The 20,867-nt window shown below is 46.4% G+C and carries 29 protein-coding genes and 2 pseudogenes; 29 read left to right on the top strand and 2 right to left on the bottom strand.

All coding sequences use genetic code 11. The features are described from left to right. Window positions 1-6 precede the first annotated feature (6 nt). The 19 genes from Q3F21_RS23165 (at window position 7) to Q3F21_RS23075 (ending at window position 12,960) form a co-directional block, all read left to right on the top strand. A complete protein-coding gene (locus Q3F21_RS23165; RefSeq protein WP_340258313.1) occupies window positions 7-708 on the top strand; it encodes a LysM peptidoglycan-binding domain-containing protein in 702 nt (233 codons plus the stop codon). Continuing rightward, complete coding sequence (locus Q3F21_RS23160; RefSeq protein ID WP_340258311.1) at window positions 689-1,660, top strand: XkdQ/YqbQ family protein; 972 nt, start codon at window positions 689-691, stop codon at window positions 1,658-1,660. Before Q3F21_RS23165 ends, Q3F21_RS23160 begins: the two co-directional genes overlap by 20 nt. Next, window positions 1,657-1,962: a DUF2577 domain-containing protein gene (locus Q3F21_RS23155; protein ID WP_340258309.1), complete on the top strand. Its 306-nt coding sequence runs from the start codon at window positions 1,657-1,659 to the stop codon at window positions 1,960-1,962. The genes Q3F21_RS23160 and Q3F21_RS23155 overlap by 4 nt, the downstream gene beginning before the upstream one ends. After that, window positions 1,959-2,366, top strand: a complete 408-nt coding sequence (locus Q3F21_RS23150) for a DUF2634 domain-containing protein (RefSeq protein ID WP_340258307.1) — start codon at window positions 1,959-1,961, stop codon at window positions 2,364-2,366. The genes Q3F21_RS23155 and Q3F21_RS23150 overlap by 4 nt, the downstream gene beginning before the upstream one ends. Beyond that, window positions 2,359-3,396: a baseplate J/gp47 family protein gene (locus tag Q3F21_RS23145; RefSeq protein WP_340258305.1), complete on the top strand. Its 1,038-nt coding sequence runs from the start codon at window positions 2,359-2,361 to the stop codon at window positions 3,394-3,396. Before Q3F21_RS23150 ends, Q3F21_RS23145 begins: the two co-directional genes overlap by 8 nt. Then, window positions 3,393-4,052 (top strand): putative phage tail protein, encoded by a 660-nt coding sequence (locus tag Q3F21_RS23140; RefSeq protein WP_340258303.1) that lies wholly within the window; start codon window positions 3,393-3,395, stop codon window positions 4,050-4,052. The genes Q3F21_RS23145 and Q3F21_RS23140 overlap by 4 nt, the downstream gene beginning before the upstream one ends. After that, a complete protein-coding gene (locus tag Q3F21_RS23135; RefSeq protein ID WP_340258301.1) occupies window positions 4,045-4,446 on the top strand; it encodes a hypothetical protein in 402 nt (133 codons plus the stop codon). Before Q3F21_RS23140 ends, Q3F21_RS23135 begins: the two co-directional genes overlap by 8 nt. Window position 4,447: 1 nt before the next feature. Beyond that, window positions 4,448-5,389: a Kelch repeat-containing protein gene (locus Q3F21_RS23130; RefSeq protein ID WP_340258299.1), complete on the top strand. Its 942-nt coding sequence runs from the start codon at window positions 4,448-4,450 to the stop codon at window positions 5,387-5,389. Window positions 5,390-5,407: 18 nt separating this feature from the next. After that, on the top strand, window positions 5,408-6,310 hold the full coding sequence (locus Q3F21_RS23125; protein ID WP_340258297.1) for a hypothetical protein: 903 nt from the start codon (window positions 5,408-5,410) through the stop codon (window positions 6,308-6,310). Window positions 6,311-6,315: 5 nt separating this feature from the next. Further along, window positions 6,316-6,702 (top strand): hypothetical protein, encoded by a 387-nt coding sequence (locus Q3F21_RS23120; protein ID WP_340258295.1) that lies wholly within the window; start codon window positions 6,316-6,318, stop codon window positions 6,700-6,702. Between the two features lie 21 nt (window positions 6,703-6,723). Further along, entirely contained in the window at window positions 6,724-6,957 is a 234-nt protein-coding gene (locus tag Q3F21_RS23115) for a hypothetical protein (protein WP_340258293.1), read from the top strand. A gap of 298 nt (window positions 6,958-7,255) precedes the next feature. Next, on the top strand, window positions 7,256-7,492 hold the full coding sequence (locus Q3F21_RS23110) for a BhlA/UviB family holin-like peptide (protein WP_340258291.1): 237 nt from the start codon (window positions 7,256-7,258) through the stop codon (window positions 7,490-7,492). A 65-nt stretch (window positions 7,493-7,557) separates the two neighbouring features. Next, on the top strand, window positions 7,558-7,767 hold the full coding sequence (locus Q3F21_RS23105; RefSeq protein WP_340258289.1) for a hypothetical protein: 210 nt from the start codon (window positions 7,558-7,560) through the stop codon (window positions 7,765-7,767). Continuing rightward, window positions 7,739-9,067 (top strand): glucosaminidase domain-containing protein, encoded by a 1,329-nt coding sequence (locus tag Q3F21_RS23100; protein WP_340258287.1) that lies wholly within the window; start codon window positions 7,739-7,741, stop codon window positions 9,065-9,067. Before Q3F21_RS23105 ends, Q3F21_RS23100 begins: the two co-directional genes overlap by 29 nt. Before the next feature lie 883 nt (window positions 9,068-9,950). Continuing rightward, window positions 9,951-11,048: a HigA family addiction module antitoxin gene (locus tag Q3F21_RS23095; RefSeq protein ID WP_340258285.1), complete on the top strand. Its 1,098-nt coding sequence runs from the start codon at window positions 9,951-9,953 to the stop codon at window positions 11,046-11,048. 243 nt (window positions 11,049-11,291) lie between these two features. Next, window positions 11,292-11,507: a WYL domain-containing protein gene (locus Q3F21_RS23090; protein WP_340258283.1), complete on the top strand. Its 216-nt coding sequence runs from the start codon at window positions 11,292-11,294 to the stop codon at window positions 11,505-11,507. Next, complete coding sequence (locus Q3F21_RS23085; RefSeq protein ID WP_340258281.1) at window positions 11,497-11,739, top strand: hypothetical protein; 243 nt, start codon at window positions 11,497-11,499, stop codon at window positions 11,737-11,739. The genes Q3F21_RS23090 and Q3F21_RS23085 overlap by 11 nt, the downstream gene beginning before the upstream one ends. Then, window positions 11,724-12,065, top strand: a complete 342-nt coding sequence (locus Q3F21_RS23080) for a YolD-like family protein (protein ID WP_340258279.1) — start codon at window positions 11,724-11,726, stop codon at window positions 12,063-12,065. The genes Q3F21_RS23085 and Q3F21_RS23080 overlap by 16 nt, the downstream gene beginning before the upstream one ends. 70 nt (window positions 12,066-12,135) lie before the next feature. Next, a complete protein-coding gene (locus Q3F21_RS23075; protein ID WP_340258277.1) occupies window positions 12,136-12,960 on the top strand; it encodes an RNA ligase family protein in 825 nt (274 codons plus the stop codon). A gap of 18 nt (window positions 12,961-12,978) precedes the next feature. On the opposite strand, the gene Q3F21_RS23070 is transcribed toward Q3F21_RS23075, so the two are convergent. After that, window positions 12,979-13,632 (bottom strand): hypothetical protein, encoded by a 654-nt coding sequence (locus Q3F21_RS23070; RefSeq protein WP_340258275.1) that lies wholly within the window; start codon window positions 13,630-13,632, stop codon window positions 12,979-12,981. Between the two features lie 169 nt (window positions 13,633-13,801). On the opposite strand from Q3F21_RS23070, the gene Q3F21_RS23065 reads away from it, so the two are divergent. From Q3F21_RS23065 to Q3F21_RS23040, 6 genes are all read left to right on the top strand, one after another. Next, entirely contained in the window at window positions 13,802-14,008 is a 207-nt protein-coding gene (locus tag Q3F21_RS23065; RefSeq protein ID WP_340258273.1) for a helix-turn-helix transcriptional regulator, read from the top strand. Between the two features lie 252 nt (window positions 14,009-14,260). Next, window positions 14,261-14,482 carry a DUF7667 family protein gene (locus Q3F21_RS23060; protein WP_340258271.1) on the top strand — a complete coding sequence of 74 codons (222 nt, stop codon included), beginning with the start codon at window positions 14,261-14,263 and terminating at the stop codon, window positions 14,480-14,482. 70 nt (window positions 14,483-14,552) lie between these two features. Beyond that, window positions 14,553-15,272: a hypothetical protein gene (locus Q3F21_RS23055; RefSeq protein WP_340258269.1), complete on the top strand. Its 720-nt coding sequence runs from the start codon at window positions 14,553-14,555 to the stop codon at window positions 15,270-15,272. Beyond that, window positions 15,269-15,784, top strand: a complete 516-nt coding sequence (locus Q3F21_RS23050; RefSeq protein WP_340258267.1) for an accessory gene regulator ArgB-like protein — start codon at window positions 15,269-15,271, stop codon at window positions 15,782-15,784. Before Q3F21_RS23055 ends, Q3F21_RS23050 begins: the two co-directional genes overlap by 4 nt. A 5-nt stretch (window positions 15,785-15,789) precedes the next feature. Then, complete coding sequence (locus tag Q3F21_RS23045) at window positions 15,790-15,924, top strand: AgrD family cyclic lactone autoinducer peptide (RefSeq protein WP_340258266.1); 135 nt, start codon at window positions 15,790-15,792, stop codon at window positions 15,922-15,924. Window positions 15,925-15,936: 12 nt separating this feature from the next. Then, the gene (locus tag Q3F21_RS23040; RefSeq protein ID WP_340258264.1) at window positions 15,937-16,302 is read left to right on the top strand and encodes a hypothetical protein; all 366 of its coding nucleotides are present in this window, start codon (window positions 15,937-15,939) and stop codon (window positions 16,300-16,302) included. 252 nt (window positions 16,303-16,554) lie between these two features. Here the strand turns inward: Q3F21_RS23040 and Q3F21_RS23035 are convergent, their stop codons facing one another. Next, a complete protein-coding gene (locus Q3F21_RS23035; protein ID WP_340258262.1) occupies window positions 16,555-16,755 on the bottom strand; it encodes a helix-turn-helix domain-containing protein in 201 nt (66 codons plus the stop codon). 99 nt (window positions 16,756-16,854) lie between these two features. Here Q3F21_RS23035 and Q3F21_RS23030 point away from each other — a divergent pair, with 99 nt between their 5' ends. The 4 genes and pseudogenes from Q3F21_RS23030 to Q3F21_RS23015 all read left to right on the top strand — a co-directional run. After that, complete coding sequence (locus tag Q3F21_RS23030) at window positions 16,855-17,094, top strand: hypothetical protein (RefSeq protein WP_340258260.1); 240 nt, start codon at window positions 16,855-16,857, stop codon at window positions 17,092-17,094. Window positions 17,095-17,108: 14 nt separating this feature from the next. Next, a pseudogene (locus Q3F21_RS23025) lies at window positions 17,109-18,593 on the top strand (PrkA family serine protein kinase); the annotation flags it as partial. A 115-nt stretch (window positions 18,594-18,708) separates the two neighbouring features. After that, window positions 18,709-19,869, top strand: coding sequence for a sporulation protein YhbH (gene yhbH, locus Q3F21_RS23020; RefSeq protein WP_340258258.1), 1,161 nt, complete (start codon window positions 18,709-18,711; stop codon window positions 19,867-19,869). A 684-nt stretch (window positions 19,870-20,553) separates the two neighbouring features. Beyond that, a pseudogene (locus tag Q3F21_RS23015) lies at window positions 20,554-20,688 on the top strand (transposase); the annotation flags it as partial. Window positions 20,689-20,867: the final 179 nt, after the last annotated feature.

Raw genomic sequence — 20,867 nt, 5'->3', positions numbered from 1 at the left:
GCAACCTTGGAGTACGGCATCTTTTTATCGTTCAACAACCAACAAGAGGGTTTCCAAATCCCCATCAACCCCGGCTCAATTGAAATAGGGGACGGAAACAATAGTTCCACTTATGACATTGTAGGATTGGGCGAAATCAACGTAATCAAAAGTCCGAAGCTTACAACCTTCAGCTTCAGCAGTTTCTTTCCAGCGCAGCCATACCCGTTTATCTCGGCGAGCGTTGTCCTTGAACCAAATGAATACGTGAACATGATCAAAAGATGGATAGAGGCTAAGCGTCCTGTCCGTTTTGTTTTTACTGGGGCCAGCTTCGATATTAACGAGGCGGTCAGCATTGAGGGATTCGACTGGAAAGAGGTTGCTGGCGGCAGCGGAGATATTGAGTTTACCCTGAACCTGAAGAAGTATGTTTTCTATTCGGCCCAGCGTGTCAACGTGGTAAGCCGGGAGGAAAACAACTCTACAACACAGGTAATTGAGAAGGGAAGCAAACCACGCCAGAACGACCGACAGCCACCGAAAACTCACACTCTGGCTCCAGGGGAAAATCTCTGGACAGTTGCAAAAAAGCAGCTTGGTGACGATTCGAAATGGAGAGAGATTCAGAAACTGAACAGCATTTCAGATGCACAGTTAAAGAATCTGAAGGTCGGTATGGTGCTGAAACTTCCAGGAGGTACCGCAGATGTACGAGGTATTGCTTGACGATAAGCAAGGGAATGTATGGGACATCTCAGGTATTGTCACGGGCATAACGTGGAAGACAAGCAGACTCGGAAGTCCCGGAAGCCTTGACTTTACGTTGATCAAAGGGGCAATTTATCAGGACATTTCCTTCAAGGTTAACAACGGCGATATAGTCCGTTTTCGATACAATGACCAAAACGTATTCTACGGGTATGTCTTCTCGGTTGACGGAGGAAAAGACGAGAGCGTTCGCATCAAATGCTACGATCAAATCCGTTATCTGCTAAACAAAGACACTTATGTTTTTTCTAAGGTGACAGCCTCTGAAGTTGTCATGCGGATAGCAGATGACTTTCACTTAATGACAGGGCAAATCGCAAACACCGGATATGCTATACCAACCATGGTAGAGGATAATCAAACACTACTGGACATCATCGAGAAAGCGCTTGTCTTAACCATTTGGAACACCGGACGAAACTATATCCTCTATGATGAATTCGGCTCTCTGACTCTTCGGAACGTGGAGGAGATGCTTGTCGACTTCATGATCGGAGATAACAGTTTAATGACTGACTTCGTAATCAAATCGAGTATAGACCAAGACACCTACAACAGAGTGAAACTGTACAAGGACAACAAAAAGACCGGCAAACGTGAAGTCTACCTTGCTAAGGACAGCGCAAATATCGCCAAATGGGGATTGTTGCAGCTCACGCAATCAGTAGATGAGGATAAAACGGCAGCCCAGATAAACGCCTTGTTGGACCAGTTGATCACGATCAAGAACCGGGAAACGAAAACGCTCCGAATCGAAGCCATTGGAGACCCTCGGGTAAGGGCCGGTTGTTATGTACCGATCGTCATTCAAGAGTACCAAATCAATCAGCCGTTTCTTGTAAACGAAGTAACACACCGATTCGACGGTGATGATTATACGATGTCGCTTGAGTTAAAGGTGATTTCATGAGTAGCATGTTAGGTTTGATCAAGAAAGCTGCCATGGATGCTACTTCTGCATCCAATCCGGTCGGAGTTTTTTATGGGACGATATTAAGCGCTGCCCCTCTCAATGTGGAGGTTGACCAGCGCTTTGTTTTGACCGAAGAATTCCTAGAGCTGACCGAATCGACCAAGGAATTAAAGGTTCCGGTTGAGGGAGGCGGTTACTACACATTACGGAGGAAGCTTGAGCAGGGGGACAGGGTGATTCTCTTGCGTGTCCAAGGAGGCACTAAATACATCATCCTAGATCGGGTGAGAGATGAATGATACCAACCGGAGCCAGCATTATAAATGCACCTGTAGAGGAGCAACAACAACCATCTCTAACATGGATGCTTGACCTTGAGAATAAACGGATCACTAGGACGATAGACGGGATGGACGCAGTGAAGCAAGCCGTCTTCAAAATCCTAAGTACAGAGCGTTATCAACATTTAATATATAGCTTCAACTATGGGGCGGAACTGAGCGACTTAATTGGTTCCAGCCCTATTTTTGTTCAGTCAGAGTTAAAGCGAAGGGTGACTGAAACTCTGTTGCAGGATGACCGAATCACAAGCGTTGAGGACTTTAAGGTTACTTTTCAAGGTGAAAGTGCCTTGGCAACCTTCACGGTAGTGAGTGTATTCGGAAGCTTCCCGTTTACAAAGGAGGTGAACAGGCGTGTATGAAAACCAGACGTTCCAGGTGATCCTGCAGCGAATGTTGGATCGGGTTAAATCCCAGCGCGATAAACGGGAAGGGAGCGTTATTTATGATACGGTTTCTCCCGTAGCAGCTAAGTTGTCGCAGTTATACATGAACCTGGACGTGAATCTAAACCTCGTCTTCGCAGACACCGCGACCGGCATTTACCTGGACTACTTGGCAGACACACTGGGCATAGCTCCAAGAAAACCAGCGACAAAAGCGGTCTGGAAAGGTGTTTTCACCGATAACTCGGGCAACCCCTTTGATGTGCCAATTGGCAGCCGGTATTCCATTGAAAACCTGAACTATACGGCCACAGAGAAAATTGCAACCGGCCAGTTCAAGGTTGAATGTGAAACGGCCGGAGAAATCGGTAATTCTTTATCTGGATCATTAGTGCCTATCGAATATATTCCTGGCCTGAAAACGGCCCAGCTAACCGAGATCCTTACACCTGGAGAAGAACAAGAAAGCGACGAGTCATTACGCAGCAGATACATTAAACGAGCGAGAGAGCCGATTACTAGCGGAAATGCCCATCAATACGAGATGTGGGCATTAGAGGTATCCGGAATCGGTGGTGCAAAGGCTTATGAAGTGTGGAACGGACCAGGAACCGTTAAAGTCGTGGTTCTGGACGACAACATGCGAGCGCCAACTCCAGCTAAAGTCGCCGAGGTGGATACGTATATCAAATCTGTTATGCCGGTTAACGTTGATCTAACTGTTTCTGCAGCAACGGAACTGCCAATCAACATAACGGCAACGTTAACGCTCCAACCAGGTACAACAACATCGTATGTCTCCGCCCAGGTTCAGGCGAGTTTAATTGCTTATCTCAAGTCTGTTGCCCTAAAAGAGTCCCTCATTCGCGTTTCGCGTGTAGCAAACTTGATTTTGGATGTCGAGGGAGTCATCGACTATGCCAATCTGAAGCTAAACGGGAATACAGGCAACGTAACAGTGCCGAATGGTTCCGTGGCGGTTGCTGGGACGGTGAACTTCACATGACGGCTGAAGAAATAAAGCAGGAGTTGCTTGGATATTTACCCTCTTACTACGAAGGCATCGAAGAAATGGACGAGATTATGGATACGGTGGCGAAAGAGATTGCCAAGCTGTCGCAAGCCATCGAGGACACTTTGAACCAATCATTCGTTGATCTTGCTACCTGGGGGTTGGACCGGTGGGAAAAAATCTTCGGTCTTAACTCTAACAAGTACGCAGAACTGACGTGGGACACATTGGAACAGAATGTAGCCACTTGGGATGAGATGGAGCAATTCACCTGGGACCAACTATATACGGCTCCTTTTGTTACGCGACCATATGACGACCGGAGAGGGGCTATAAGAGCCAAAATCAGAGGGCAGGGCGTTGTGACCAAAGCGTTCCTCAAGAACCTTGTAGAGTCGTTTACAAACGGGGAAGTGGAGATCATCGAAGACCCACATCGGTACACTGTAACGATTAAATTTGTCAGTACAGTCGGAATCCCTCCGAACTTCAATACAGTGAAGCAAATCGTCCGTGAAATCTTACCTGCTCACTATGCAGTTGAATATACGAACGAATACACGATTTGGGATGACCTGCGGAGAACAACATGGGGCAACCTTGCTAACTATACGTGGGGAGACGTAAAAGGAGGACTGTGGAATGCCTAACGTGACGTCGCGCCTCGGGTTAAAGAAACCGTTACCGACAGAGGTTGCGGACATTTCCGTGATAAACGAGAACTACGATACATTAGACCAACGAGTAGCTTTGCAAGCTGATTTAGAAGCTCTGATAGGAACAAATAACCGATCCGTAAATTTTGTGAAGGCATTAAACCTCTCTATTGATACGAGGTCTTCCGTTTTAACATACACAGCGGGACAACTTACGAAAGTTGAGGAGAAAGACGGTTCTTTCGTTGTCAAGTCTACTTCGATTACCTACGACAGCCTGCGCCGCGTTTCTACCATTACGGAATCAGCTGGCGGCAAGACCGTAACCACTACGCTGCAATATAACATCGACGGCACGCTTGGATCAGTAACAAAGGCGGTGAAATAACGTGGACGCAATCGGATTCGCCCTCGCGCAGTCGACAGAACCTTACCGTTGGAAAAGGATTTCAACCATCCCGTTCTCTGACGGAGAGATGCGCGCAGAGATTGTCGGGGACAAAGTGTACGTCATCTCTCGTAATTACAATCAAGTCTATGATCTCCGCTCAGGGACTTGGGCACAGGAACCAGCACTTCCCGAAGAACGTCGTCGTTCTCGTTTTTCGTCCTGTGTAGTCGGGACAAATATTTATGTGATCGGCGGGTCTAAGGTTATCGACGACAATTTGGATGACCGTAACACACCGCTGTTCGTGGACATCTATGACACCGCGAATAAAAAATGGAGTATCCTTGCAAGCGATACCTTTAACGTACACTCTGCGGGTTGTGCAGCAGTCGGTGACAAAATCTATCTGTTTGGTGGGGCAAATCGCGCATTGTACGGATACCAGCAACCACTATCAAGTGCGCGCGTTCTTGATCTTGCTACTTCGGTTTGGTCTAATACCGCACAAATTCCTAGAGAGATTTCTGAGATGGGAATCGCAGCCCTTGACAATAAAATATACCTTCTTGGCGGTTATACAATCATCAGCTTTACAAACAAACAACTACTCAAGGAGGTATACGCCTACGACATAACGGCAAAAACCTGGGGGCGCTGCCCTGACCTCAATTCTGCTCGAACAGCCCTTGCAGGAGCCAGCGTCGGGAAAGAAGTATTTGCGCTATGTGGCATCGAGTCTGCCATGGTCGAATCCTATTCGCCACAAAGCAATGCCGTCGCAATACGTCAGTCTCCAACTTCCGTACGTTCCTATTTTGGCGCGGTTCAATGGAATGGTTCCATCTATGTGTTCGGCGGTGATAAAGAGCATAGCGTTGAGGTTTTTCAGCCAAACGGCACGAATATGGACGCGCTGCTTGCCTGGTTAGCGACAAGGTAATGGAGGGAGATAAGATATATGGCTTCAAGTAAAACACCAAACCTCGGCTTGAACATATGGTCTGGCTCAGATCGCGTAAGTAGACCGGAGATAAACGAAAATTTTCAACGGTTGGATACTCTAAAAGCTGAGGACATCGGGCTATCAAGCCCGCAATTCACGGAGCAAAACGTAAAGGCCGCGCTTGAAGGTTTAAAGGCTGGTGCCAGTGACGTAAAGATAAAGGTCGCCAACGCGATCACTGGCAAAGGTGTTCCGGCGTCTCCGTCGGATACTGGCGATCAGTTGGCGGCAAAAATCGGTCAAATTCCAACTGGTACGGATACATCCGACGCAACGGCGACCGCTGCCGATATTCTTTCCGGCAAAACGGCCTACGTAAAGGGAAGTAAATTAACCGGGACTATGACGAACCGTGGCGCTGGAGGAACGGTTATTCCTGGTACAACGGACCAAACGAAAGCTGCCGGTTATTATACTAGTGCGATCACGATCAAAGGGGATGTAAATCTAAGACCGGAATTTATTCTACTTGGGAAAACAATTTTCGGAGTTACCGGTAATGTCATAGCTGGTAAACAATTTGCACAAGGAACTGTCACTCCCTCGGTCGGCATCTACAGAGTTACAGGGTTGTCTTTTAGGCCGAAATGGGTGTTTGGGTGGTCACAAACGTTGAACTCATCTACTAGCGGTGGTACCGGAAAACCTACCTTATTTGTAATGGGTGACGGCAATGTCATCTCATACACCTCTTCCGGTAGTAATACCTACTACTACGCTATGTTGATCGGTGATGGTCAGGGTGTTACAGAGAGAGCGACAGGTACAGACGCAACCATGATGGATGACGGGTTTCAGTTCACAAGGGCACGATCAAATGATACATCTCCTTATAACTGGTTCGCTGTAGGAGCGTGATAAGCATGGATCAAATAGGAAGCAGAGTATATTTTGACAAGGTAACGGGAGATGTCCTCGTTAAAACAGCGGAACGTTCCGGCGTGGTTCACGAAACTACTGTTGACGAAGACTTCACGCGCTATACGGCCCTCGCCGAGCGTGTCCGCGAAACAGTCGATTACATCCAGTTAGAATACGGACAGTACGCGCAAGACTTCGCGGAGTGTAACGGATACCGTGTCAATCCCGAAACACGCACGATAGAGTTTTCGTATCCGGACCCAAACGCACCGGAAGAAACGCCAGTGTACCGGAAATCCCTCTCGGAAGAGAACGAAGAGTTACGCGAGCAACTCGCCGCCACCAACCGCGACCTCCAGGACATCGCGGAGCACGTATTTGGCGCTTAATTACGAAAGGAGTACGATAATATGACGGTAAATAACACGTTAGTCCGCATCTACGCACGTAACATCTACCTGTACGGTACCGAACGATTCACGGCGCGCGACGGATTTAGCGGCATCCCTACGGCCTACCACGATCCAGTTCAGACGCACGCCGCCACCACGTTCTCGCGTCCGCAGCTCGACAATTCGTTCGTGTACGGCTATACGAACCAACCCGAATATGACGAAACCGTCGCGCTCATTCCGGGCGCTTAATTTATTTTCGAAAGTATGTTTTGAAAATTGAAAGCGAAGGGATACAAAACAATTGGCGACGTTCCGGAGGCTTGCAGGGAACAAACGAGGGAAGTTCTGATTCAACTTGAGATGCCGCATTTGGCGGAGTCAACGTGTCCAGATGAAACGGTGGCATAGTTTCAGAGTATAAAAAAATCTGCGTGAAGTAACCGGAGGGAGTGCAGGCACACTTTCCTCCGGATCATCCGCCCACACAGAAAAGCGAATGACAGGTGAATTGTACCATTTTTAGAACACACAGAAAAGAGGAACTTATATGGAAAATGAGTTGTGGAAGTTTTTCTTAACCCAGGGGCCGTTTGCGTTGCTGTTTGTTTGGTTGCTCATATTCGTGCTGAAGGCCAATAAAGAGCGTGAAATGCAAATCATGAAGGATTCCAAAGAGCGTGAAATGCAACTGATGGAAACTCTGGATAAGTTCAGCGAAAAATACGATTTGATTCTGGAAGAAGTGCGTGACATCAAGAGCGAAATGATCAGAAGAGGCGGTTAATTTTGACGGTGCTATTCGGCATCGTCTTTTTTGTTCACTAACCAACATTAAACGGAGGGATATTCATGCTTGAAAGAGTAAAAAATCCGATCTTTATCGCCGCTGCTGCCAGTTTGATTTATCAGGGTTTGGCCAAATATGGAGTGGCCCCTACATTTGATCAGTACCAATTATTCGTGGATCTTGCCACATATCTGTTTATCGGTGTAGGAGTCTACAATCAGTTCAAACCAAAGGACGATCAAGATGACAAAACAACAGACGTTCATCGATAAGATTGCACCCGCAGCTGCGGAGGACTGGAAAGCATACGGCGTTCCAGCCTCCCTTACAATTGCACAGGCGATCCTTGAAAGCACATGTGGTACATCTGAGCTTGCAGTCAAAGCAAACAATCTCTTTGGCATCAAGGGGAACGGACCGGCAGGCACATACACCAAAGTATCTGACGAGTATTACAACGGTCAGAAGGTGAAGAAGCCATCTGACTTCAGGAAATACAACTCATGGGCAGAATCGATCCGGGACCATACCCAATTCCTTTTGAAGCCGCGTTATACAAAAGTAATTGGAGCCGACTGGAAGACAGCATGTCACGAGGTATACGATGCTGGCTATGCAACAGACCCAGCTTATCCCGAAAAGCTAAATCGGATTATCGAGCAATATAAGCTATACGAGTACGATCGGAAGGACGGAGTTCAGATGAGGCCTATTCTTATCATTGACGCAGGCCACGGTGGGAGCGATCCTGGAGCCGTTGGAAACGGGCTTAGAGAGAAGGATTTAACGCTGCAAATCAGCAACTACCAGTATGCTCGGTTTCAAGCTCTCGGCGTTCCTGTGGCTCTTACCAGGACATCGGATGTATCGTTGACGCCAGACCAACGTACAAAGCTGGTCAGAGACAGCGGCGCAAAGTATTGTCTAAGCAACCATATCAACACAGGTGGTGGAAGTGGGGTAGAGGCAATCTACTCCGTTTTTTCATCGGACAAGCTGGCGAAGACGCTCGCCCAAGCTGTGGCGGGTTGCGGCATGAATTTCCGGAAGGTGTTCGCACGAACCGGAACCGGCGGTAAAGATTACTACTTCATGCACCGCGAAACCGGCAGCGTGGAGACGGTAATTCTGGAGTATGGCTTCATTGATAATGCAGTTGATGCCCATAAGCTGAAAGACAACTGGAAAACCTATGCTGAGGCTGTCGTAAAGGCGTTTTGTGAGTACATTGGCGTATCCTACCACTTACCAACAGGTCCATCCACAAAGAATGTGAATAATGTTTCCATCGAGGTAATCGGTGTCCAGCTGCCCGTCAAAGGCTACCTGCAGAGTGGCGTTTCTTATCTGCCGGTTAGGGCCGTTTCTGAGGCTGTAGGGGTGTCTCCTGAATGGGATTCGGCGACGAAACAGGTAAAAGTCAACGGGCGGACTTTGGCAGTAGCTATTGCTGGTGGGGGTTCTTATGCTCCTGCTCGGGAACTAGCGGCTACACTTGGGCTGCAGGTGACATGGGATGGAACGACAAAGACCGTAAAACTAACAAATGGATGCGCATGCCCTCACTCTTAATGAGTGGGGGCTTTTTTATTTTTTGAAAAGTTTGTATGATAGAGCAAAAGAAAGGAGGCGGTTGTATGAATACATACTTGCGTGGTCCGTCTGACCCTCCATCTCCACTTGTTGGCCCAAGTGAAGAGAATAGTTTAGAGCCGATCCGTTTTACAGGTCCTGATTGGCAGATACCCCATTTCCCATTGTCTTTTGAGTTTGGCGAAAGGCCAACTCCAATGATGTGTTTTGACATTGGCGAAAGGCCATGCCCTGTAACGCTCCACTAAGAAATGAAGAACCAATGCACTTCCCAAAGAAAGCCGATAGCCCTCTGGTGTAAGTTCCGCTGGAGGGTTATTGTTGTTGGTACAAAGTCGAGACAAAAACAATACATATACAGATTGCAAATGCGGTAACGTATAGTTAAATAACCACAAGACAACTTGACTAAGTATATTGACTTACCCGTCTATTCAAATTATCCTGAAAGCTATATGACCTTAGATCTATAGCTAACGTACAAACCAAAAAAGTTAACCAACCAGGTTAATTAAAGTTTGACGGGAGACAATAATGAACATATACTATAAGAGTAGTAGGGTAGCAAAAACGTTTAACTCCAAAAAAAGTTTGGACCAAACTTTTGGACCTGAAATTTCCAAAAAGATACAAAAACGACTTATTGAGTTAAACGGTGCTGAATGCTTAGAGGACATAAGCCATTTGCCGCCAGCTCGGTGTCACGAGTTGTCAGGCAAAAGGACAGGGCAATTTGCGGTTGATTTAAAACAACCGTATAGACTCATATTTATTCCAGAAGATCCAGTGCCACGGAAATCAGATGGTAGCATTAACAGGAGGCTTGTTACGTCAGTAATCATTCTTGAGGTGGTGAATTATCATGACTAAACAACTGTATAGTTTTGACCCAGATTATGTCGTGCCGCCCGGAGAAACTTTACTGGAGACAATTGAATCTCTTGGAATGAGCCAAGCTGAACTTGCAGAACGTACTGGAGTAACAACAAAACATATCAATGGAATAATAAAGGGAAAAGCTGCAATTACCCCTAGAACTGCATTGCAATTTGAAAGGGTGTTAGGAGTTCCTGCTACTTTTTGGAACAACTTAGAAACTAATTATCGCGAAAAGTTGGCCGAACTCGAGGAAAGAAAACAACTGGAATCGGAAATTTTGTGGTTGAAACAACTTCCGCTAAAAGTTCTTTTGGATCGAGGGTGGATGAAAAAGGGGCACGATAATGTAGAGCAGGTTAAAGAGGCTCTTAATTTTTTTGGTTGTGCTTCTGTTGAAAAGTGGAAGGAGCTGTGGCAGAAGGTACTAAACTCACCTGAAGTAGCTTACCGTAAATCTGTTGCTTTTGAAAGTGAGGTAGGCGCCGTATCTGCTTGGCTTAGACAAGGTGAACTTGAGGCACAACATATTAATTCTAAACCCTTTAATGCTGCAACCTTTAGAAAAGCTCTCAAAGAAATTCGTCTTTTGACAAAAGAAGACCCCGATATTTTTGTCCCTCGAATGGTTGAGCTATGTGCTGAGGCGGGGGTTTGTGTAGTCTTTGTTCCGGAAATACCTAGATGCAGAGTAAATGGTGCTACTCGATGGCTAACACCAACAAAGGCTTTAATTCAACTTAGTCTTAGATATAAAACTGATGATCATCTTTGGTTCACTTTCTTCCATGAAGCAGGCCATATTCTTTTACATGGGAAAAAAGGTTATTTTTTGGAAGTAGCTGATAATCATAACGATCAAGAAGATGAGGCAAATAAATTCGCAGCAGATTTTTTAATACCTCATGATAGTTACAAAACTTTCCTGAAAGGTAAAATTACGAAGTCAAGAGTAATATCATTTGCTAATCAAGTAGGGATTGCTCCGGGTATTATTGTTGGTCGTTTACAACATGATGGCTATTTAAGTTATAGATTTTTTAATGACCTTAAAGTGCGTTTGGTATGGTCTGATGATATTTAAACATGTACCCAACATTGAGGAAAAGTCGAAAGCGGCAAGATGTGACATTTCACTGCGCTCTTTGATCCACTCAGCGTCACACTTTGGTCCTGATGAAAACCACTCGACTAGTATATATTACGTCACGGGCGAGAGATCATATCCCAAAATACTCCACCTATTAGTGGAGTATTTTTATGCTTGAATACAGAACTAACGTTCGCATATAATACAAACAAACGTTCCTATTCGGAGGCGAACAGCATGAAAAAGGAGCTTCAAAGAGCAATAGCCCATCAACAACAGCTTGACATCATCTATTTTGGAAACCAGGGCAAGACCTCCAAGCGAACTATACGGCCACTGGAGATTGCAGGAGACCGCCTGAAAGCGTACTGCCTGACGCGAAAGGCACCGCGAGTCTTTGTCATCGATAACATCCTCGCGATTCAACCGGCGGTGATTAATCGTGTTGTCTGATATTGAACGCAAGGTACTCCGAATCATTTACAATTACTCAATAATTCGTCGGCGGCCACCTTCTATCGATGTGATTTCTGTCAAGACTGGCCGGGATCGCGACGGCGTAATAGCCGTATTGGATGTTCTGGCCCGCGAGGAGTATATCGAGTGGGACCGATCAAATCCGGATCACATGGTCGTTATTGAAGGCTGGGAGCGAAGGGATGACATCAGATGGGGCGGAAACTAGATGATTTATTCGGCAGCATGCGTATGATATTGCCCGAGCATAAAACAGAGATTCAGCGGATGAACGAGGACAGAGGCCTAGAACCTCGACCAGACGTTGACGATGCGGACTTCGATGAAGCCTGCTTTCGTATCTACGACAGCACGCTGTACGACTATGCGATAACCGTAAAATGGTTTCGAGAGGTGCGGCGCGGGCTTGGCGTTTTCGAAACGGATTGGGGCGTCGTAAAGGAGATTGACGCTCGCGGACGGAGGTTCCGGCTGGTCTGCGATTGGGACGCGAAGTGGATCCGGATTGAGGACGTGGTGAGCGTGACGAAATAATTACCATCCCGTCCACATCCACGTATTGGTACAATTATATCGGTGATGATATATGGAGTTTATATATCCGATGTTGCTTGAGCAAACAGACAAACCTTTCTCGGACGGTCGATACATCTTCGAGCCAAAGATCGACGGGCACCGGCTGATCCTATCACGAAGGGGCGGCGTTACAAAGCTGTACACGCGCCACAACAACGACGTGACGGAAAAATACCCTGAACTGATTACGGATGGCCCAGATATAACTCTGGACGGTGAACTAGTGGTCATGGACCCTGACACGGGGATACCAGATTTTGAATTGACAATGGCCCGGTTCCAATCGAAGAAATCACTGCTGCAGGTTTCCTATGTTGTGTTCGATATCCTGCACTTTGACGGTTCTGATCTTCGCTCTCTGCCTTTATTGGAACGCAAAACGATACTTGATCAGGCCATCGAGGACACGCCTGTAATCAGCAAAATAGCCCACATTGACGGCAGGGGTGAAGACCTATTTGACTGGGTGTTAGAACGCAAAATGGAGGGCATTGTAGCCAAGAGAAAAGACTCTGTTTATGCAACTGGGAAACGGTCAGATAGTTGGCTGAAAGTGATCAACTATGCCTATGCTGATGTGTTTATCGGCGGTTGGCGCAAAGAGGAATTCGGGTGGCTTGCTTATGTCCCTACGAAAACTGGGCAACTGCGTCCAGCTGGGGTAATTGAGTTTGGCGTCCCACCAGCTCACAAGCAGGCTTTTTATGACGTAGCAAAAGAGTTGATTGCCGGAGAGGATCGGGAATTTGTTTATGTAGAGCCAAGGATTAAGGCCCGGGTAAAATTCCGCAACTGGACAAAGAGCGGTAATTTGCGTTCGCCGGTGTTCGTTGATTTTCTCTTGGCAGTATAGGTATGCAATTGATTTAAGTTACCTAATTCTATAGTCAGGCATTTTCCCTTCGCTGACGAGCTGCTTCCAATTGCGCTCGTCTTCTTCTTTGGCCCGCTGCCTTTCTTCCGCCGCTTGTCGATCTTTCAGGTTTTTTTCTGCACTGCTTATCAGGCGCGGAATGGCGGCCCGTATCAGGCTGCCCGGCGTGCTGAAACGCTTGTTGGTGAACGGGCAGATGTACTGCGGTTGCGTCTTGATCTCCGTCAGCTCGCTGCCGCCGGGGAATAGGTTGCGGAACAGTGCGTCATGAGCCTTTTCTAGCGTTTTCGGCGTGTGCTGTCCGCCTTTCTCCAGATGTATCTGCCAAAGTTGTTCCACGTCGCGACTAGTCAGCCGTTCGACTTTTTGATTTTGGTTACTTTTTTCTAATTCGTGCTTGAGAACGGCAATCTCTTCGACCTTCTCCATCACTTCCATACGATACTTCTCCGCGTCCTCTTTCCAATAGGCTGAAACCATACTATCGTCGCTTTGCTTCGGCTGCCGCATCAACCTACGAACAAAATCAGCTACTGTTCCTCCGTCTTTCTCAATCTCTGCCCATTCTTCTGCTGTGAGTGTCAAAGATATCTTTCGAGTAATCCCTTGTGCCTTGCGTCCAGCGCCTGCCCTTTTACCGCCTTTCGCCATGCGTATACGCTCCTTTGAATTAAGTTACTTAAATCATAAACCGGAAGAGTGGTGTTGTCAATTGATTTAGGTAACTTTTTTCATAAGATTAGACGTTCGCAACAATAGCCTTTTTTCGTCAAAGGATTCGACAAGCCGGGGAGCGAAGTAGCCTCATGAGGTGGGGGCTTTGACTGTTAAGAACCGGCTTAAAGACATTCGTCATGACCACAGAATGAACCAGATCGAGTTTTCAGAGTTTCTCGGCGTAAATAGGCAGCTGTACAACCGATGGGAGAACCAAGCCACACAGCCAAGTCTGGAATGGGTATTGCGTATCAGCAAGAAAATCCAACGACCATTAGAAGAAATCATTTATCTGGATGAGCCTGAATAGGGCTTATTTTTTTCCTCGGTATGTCGCTAACCAGAAAACTTTTGTCGCGGGATAGGCAATTTTATTTCCTGAGTAGCATATCTTTTACCATAAAGCGAAAGGGGAGAAGGATATGAAGGCTTTAATAAAACTCTGGTTAAGGGTGAGGATAGCAAATGAACTAATGGCCTTGTGTGTGACGGCGGTATCGATTGTCTTGGCGATCTGGTTTATTTTTTTCTATCTGCCGGTTTGGTTAGGGGGCATGTTCTGATGTGGATTGTACACAAACGTATGGCGGAGTTGTACAACATCAACAGGAAGCGTCAATTAACCGCGAAGGAAATGGATGAAATGGCACTATGCCTACAAGCGAACTTCAACAGGGTATGGGAGATAGCAACGCTCAAGAATCTATCAATGTTGGCTCATATGACCAATGATGTAGAGTGGCAACACGAGATTTGTTCAAAGTTGGAGAAGATACAAAACTAGTCGTTTGCCAATGCAAAGAGTCTGTTCTCTTAAGAACAGGCTTGCTAATTTAATATGAAAAAGAGACCATATGTTTACGGAAAATATGGTACTATCAGATTATTGGAGAAACGAAAAAGGTGATCGTACTAAGATGGAGTTCATTGGTTTCTTTTTATTTTCAATCCTTGAGTATGTAGCCATTTTTTCATTGATGTTCTCGTTGTATCGGTTGCAAAGTAGATTTTATTGGATAGAACAATTGATCATATCTGCCATCCTTTCTTTTATCTCGTATTCATTACGTGAACTATTTCACACTGAAGTTTTCACTCCGGTTGTACTGATCGCTTTAATGTCGATACTCCTTTGGATAGTACTCCGAATTCCGTTTTTCTACATTGCCTTAATGACGGTTCCGACTTATATAGTTTATGCACTCATACAATATGGAGTCATGGAGGTTTTGGATCATTTCCAAATCATCATGTATTCGCAAGCGTTCGAAAATAATGGGGCAAACTGGTACGGGCAAGTCATTCAAGGGGTAACAGCGGCGGTCACCTTTATAATTTCGTGGGTAATTTCTAAATTTGGAATCGGTTTCAGTTTTATTCCAAGCGGGTATGTTAAAATAAAGTTAACCGGATTGAATCTGATTATTGCGATTGCTCTGACAGTCGGTTTTTTAGCCTTTATCTTTTTTAACTATTGGATAAAATCGAGAGCGCAATTTGCGGCATTGTCATCCCTATACATAATCGTGCTTGGTGTATTGATCTACTTATCCAGGAAGAAGGATTACGAATGATCGAATCCATGGCTGAACAAATAGCTGTTTCTATAAAGCGAGCAAATGAGAAGGGAACAGTAAGCGTTGAAGTGATGAAGTTTAGCCTAACCATAATTTTGAATACAGCAATCATACTAGTATTGATCACTATCGGCGGGACATTAACCGGTAAACTCCCAGAAACGCTTTGTGCATTTTTGGCGTTTGCTGGGTTAAGGATCGTCTCTGGCGGCTTTCACTTCAATACTGCATTATTATGTACGCTTGCTTCTACTCTGCTTTTAGTGGTTATCCCCCACGTTCCAATAACTAAATATTGGGATATCTTACTGCTGTTTTTGAGCCTACTATTGGTGGGCATATATGCACCATCGAACCTTGAAGGTCACTCGCGAATAGGGAGGGAGCGATATCCCTTGTTAAAAGGGCTTTCGTTAGTCATTGTAGGGATGAATTTCATATGGCTTAACCCGATCTTAACCAAGGCGTTTTTAGCTCAATCCTTGTTACTAATTAGAATAAGGAGGTGATAAGTATGAAAAAAGTGTCGGCTAAACTGGCTGCAGTTGCGTCATCCTCACTCGCAATCCTGGCTTCATTCTTTGTGGGAACCGCATCTGCTTTCGCTATTCACCAACCTAAACCCCCAGATGAGCTTTTGAAGAAGTAAGAGTGGTGTCCAATGGAAAAAATCCCATTATTACAGCAAAAGGAAGACGGCAACAGTAAGGCAACATGGGTCCCAATCAAAGACATTTTGCTTTTTAAAGCCGCAAAGCATGGATATGCTGTCTACGCTAAATCGGAAAAAGAGGAATCTCTTCGTACATTCCATATCCTTGAGGATTGGATGGTTTTGTTAAAACCGTATGGATTCGAACGAACGGACGTAGGGAATATCATTAATATCAGCGAAGCTAAGCATTACGTCAACAAACAAGTTTACTTTGATGATGTACTTAATACCGAAAGCCCCGTATTCGGTACAGTTTCTAAACCAAATTTCAAAAGGCTTGAATCATTTTTAAAGACTATTAAAAGAGACTAAGGTCTCTTTTTTCTTTGCACAAGTGTAAGAATTTGTCAAGATACGATTCATTTAAATCAATCGATCATCCAATTTAGGGCCATACGTGGTATTATTTGCCATGCAGGGGAATCAATGTAGTTGAAATTGGTTTATGGGGGAGTGGGGAAATGAATTGAACCAAATTCTAATTAAATAGCTTTAGAGGGTTAGTGTTTACAAGCAGAAACTTGTCTATATGGCAAGTTCCGCTGCAGGGAGGAGCTTCACAGCTCACTGCCGTTTGCCTTTTTCAACTATGATCCACTCATAAAAGTCTTCTGCATGACAGTCTAGAATCCGGGCGCCTAAGACAGCATTCTCGTAACTCATTTCACGCTCGCCGGAAATCCAGCGACTTACGGTTGACTCGGCGACTTTCATTCGACGAGCGAATTCAGCAGGCTTCATTTTACCTCTCAGTATTTCAGACAAACGGCATCTCCCTTTACGGAGAGCCATATGCACACCTCAAAAATGACTTTTCCAATGGATTATAATCCCAATGGGGTCAATACACAAGGAGATGATTAGATGTTGATGAAGTGGTTAGAGCCAACTATCGAAAAGAGAGTTGACGAAATATTTGACGAATTAATCCAAAAAGATCAACTAGACCTATATCAAAAACTCATTGAACTTGTGAAAAATCGCGAAGAAGTTGATGGTGAATTAATATTTGAGATTGAAAATTCACTGCTTTTGATGATTAAATGCGCGGTTGATACCTCTTATCGAGCAGGTCTATATGAAATGTCCGAGTTAAAAAAATAAGGTGTACTTACGGTATGAATGGGGAGCCGCTCCACCTGATTCCGCACGAATTGAGGCCGGAGATCGAAGAGGAGCTGGGGGTCAAAATCGAAGGGGAACTGACTCCTTACAACCGCATGCGCTTGGAAACGGAGTACGGAGGGAGAATCGAAGACTTCCCTGTCAAGCGGATTTTTTTCTCAGAGGCGGAGCGTGTCGGGATCGGCACCTTCAGCCCGTCTGATCCCAAGTCACAGGATATTGCCGATTTGACGGGAAGCATCGATTTTTCCACCATCACCAAATACGGCTCGGAATCAGATCCCCGCGCCTACCGCTTCGATGGCGAGCTGAACAAGGCCAACCGGGGACTGATGGAGTTCCAGGAAATGCTGAAGTGCGACGAAAAATTCCTTTGGCATTTGCTCTCGCTTACACAGGAAGGCAACTTCAAGGCCGGGCGCTTTGCCTTGATTTCCGCCGATGAGCTGATCGTTGCCCACACAAACGAATCGGAGTACAAGGCCTTTGTCGCCAATAAAAAGAACGAAGCGCTGCAGTCTCGCATCATCGTCATGCCGATTCCCTACAACTTGCGGGTCAGCGATGAGGAAAAAATATATGCGAAGCTGATCAAGCAGTCCGATTTGGGACACGTGCATATCGCGCCGCATGCTTTGCGGTCGGCGGCGAATTTCTCCATTTTGACACGTCTGAAGGAGTCCAAGAAACAAGGCGCCGATCTCTTGAAAAAGATGCGGCTCTACGACGGCGAGTCAGTGGAGGGCTTCAAGGGATCCGATCTGGACGAACTGCGCAACGAGCATGCCGACGAAGGAATGTCAGGTATCGATCCCCGCTACGTCATCAACCGGATCTCCAGCGCCCTGATCCGCAGGGATACCGAGTGCATCAACGCGCTTGATATTTTGCGGGCGTTGAAGGAGGGCTTTGACCAGCATCCATCCATCACCAAGGAGCAGCGGGAGCGCTATCTCAACTTCATTTCCATAGCACGCAAGGAGTACGACGAGCTGGCCAAAAAAGAAGTGCAGAAGGCGTTCGTATACAGCTACGAGGAATCCGCCAAAACGCTGATGGACAATTATCTCGACAATGTGGAAGCCTACGCAAACATGAATAAGCTCAGAGACCCGGTCACCGGTGAGGAGATGGATCCGGATGAGCGCTTGATGCGTTCCATCGAGGAGCAGATCGGCATTTCGGAAAACGCGAAGCGGGCATTCCGCGAAGAGATTTTGATCCGGATTTCCGCCTATGCCCGCAAAGGAAAGCGGTTCGACTACAGCACGCACGACCGGCTCCGCGAAGCGATCGAGAAAAAGCTGTTTACCGATCTGAAGGACGTCGTGAAGATAACAACCTCGAACAAGACGCCGGATGAACACCAATTGAAGAAGATAAATGAAGTGACGCGCAGACTGATCGAGGAGCACCACTATTGCCCTGTTTGTGCCAATGAGCTATTGCGCTATGTGGGCAGTCTGCTGAACAGGTAAAGGCTTAGGAAGTATTTCGGCGCAGCCGCGCCAGTAGGAGGCACCCAAAGGGCACTTTGGATCTGGCTTGGCAAGGAAGTATTTCGGCGCAGCCGCGCCAGTAGGAGGGGACCCTATGGAGGATTCGGTACCGTTTGTCGTCTCCCGAGAAGACTGGTCGCTGCACCGCAAAGGGTACCAGGACCAAAACCGCCACCAGGAAAAGGTGAAGGAAGCGATCAAGAAGAACTTGCCCGACCTGGTCAGCGAAGAAAATATCATCATGTCAAACGGACGCGACGTGATCAAAATCCCGATCCGCTCGCTCGATGAATACCGGCTGCGGTACAACTTTCAAAAAGGAAAGCACGCCGGCCAGGGGAAGGGAGACACCAAGGTAGGGGATGTCATCGCCAAGGACGGTGATCCCGCTCAAGGGGCCGGGAAGGGCCAAGGAGCCGGAGATCAGCCGGGCATTGACTATTTCGAAGCGGAAATCACTGTAGAAGAGCTGGAGGAAATGCTCTTTTCGGAGCTGGAGCTGCCTAATCTGCAGCGCAAGGACGAAGATCAAATCGTGGTGGAAGAGACGCGGTTTAACGACGTTCGCAAAAAAGGCTTGATGGGCAATATCGATAAAAAGCGGACCTTGATCGCGGCGATTCGCCGCAATGCGCTTGCCGGGTACAGCGACATGGAGCTGGGGATCAGCGATGAGGACCTGCGCTTCAAGACGTGGGAGGAAATCATCAAGCCGCACTCCAATGCGGTGATCATCGCGATGATGGATACTTCGGGAAGTATGGGCGTTTTTGAAAAGTACATCGCCCGCAGCTTCTTTTTCTGGATGGTGCGCTTTCTGCGGACCAAGTACGAGAAGGTGGACATTGCGTTTATCGCCCATCATACAGATGCCAAGGAAGTGCCGGAAGAGGTGTTTTTCTCCAAGGGAGAAAGCGGAGGAACGATTTGTTCGTCGGCCTACAGAAAGGCGCTTGAGATTATTGACAGCCGCTATCCGCCTTCGCATTACAACATTTATCCGTTTCACTTTTCCGACGGCGACAACCTGACTTCGGACAATGAGCGCTGCGTCAAGCTGGTCAAGGAATTGATGGAGCGGTGCAATATGTTCGGGTATGGGGAGGTTAATCAATACAACAGGCACTCCACTCTGATGTCGGCTTATCGGCATATCAAAGACCCGAAATTTATGCATTGCGTGATCAGGGAAAAAGGCGAGGTATACAAAGCGCTGCGGACGTTTTTCGGGAAGAAGGAAGAGATTGTAAGGTAGCGGGAGAAGTAATACGTCAATGAATCCGAAATAAAGTGCATCTCTGCAAGAGGTAATAAAAACGCCTTTTCTCAAATCGAGAGAGGCGTTTTTCATGGGGAGCTGCTGCCGCGGCTCCCTTTTTTCTCTGAACGTGTAGGCAGTTAACTTTCGATAGCAGACGCAGATTCCATGCTGTTTTATGCTTTGATTTGCCCGTTGTAAATGTTTTCTTATCCGTTGATGGAACGCCGTGTGCGATGAAAGTCGCCCGCACGGTGTAGGCTCGAACGAAAACCCTCAAGAGAAGGGAATAAGTCGAGAATAGCGATACGAAACCAATTAATGATGTTGTAACTTCTGGGTCTGGTTGGCATGTGTCTCATGGTAGATTTCTTGATTTTTACTACACCGCCCCACAGGACGCCGCATCTGAGAAAGTCTTACAGTCTACGGACAATGGAGAAACTTGGGAGGATGCTTACCTGCCATTAGGGATTAAATCCGGATCCGCTAATGGGATTCCCAAGCATATTGTACGTGCTGCTCAGTTAGAGGCAGGAAAAACCTATCTATTTAAGGTTGTCATTACAGGTGGTAAGAACGAAGGTGAATCAAATGTTATTATTCACACTGTAATGTAATCCATCAACGGCCCTCGGGAAATCCCGGGGGTATTTATTATCACCAAGACCATGAGCCAGCCTCGAACCAATCACTTTCTTTAAATACCCGCCAGAGATTCGAAAGCCGATCTAAACAACCAACGTCATCGAGAGTTATCATCGACAGCTTCGAAAAGTTACAAAGGGAAAAGCCATGTTTCCCACTGTGAATGCTAATCTAATAATTGACCACCTAGTGGCACATCGCTCATAAAAAAGTTGACCACCTGAGCACCTCTTTCCTGTATCTTGTAGTTGTCTAGACAGCAAGATATAGGAGGAAAGGAAATGCTTCAGATGGCTAATTACGAGTTTATCAGGAAACAACACATTCTGCTAGGGAAACCCATACGC

The sequence above is a fragment of the Brevibacillus borstelensis genome (assembly GCF_037834415.1).
In the GTDB taxonomy this organism is placed as follows: domain Bacteria; phylum Bacillota; class Bacilli; order Brevibacillales; family Brevibacillaceae; genus Brevibacillus; species Brevibacillus borstelensis_A.
Note: the sequence above shows the minus strand (reverse complement) of the source record. Positions and strands in the feature narration are given on the sequence as shown.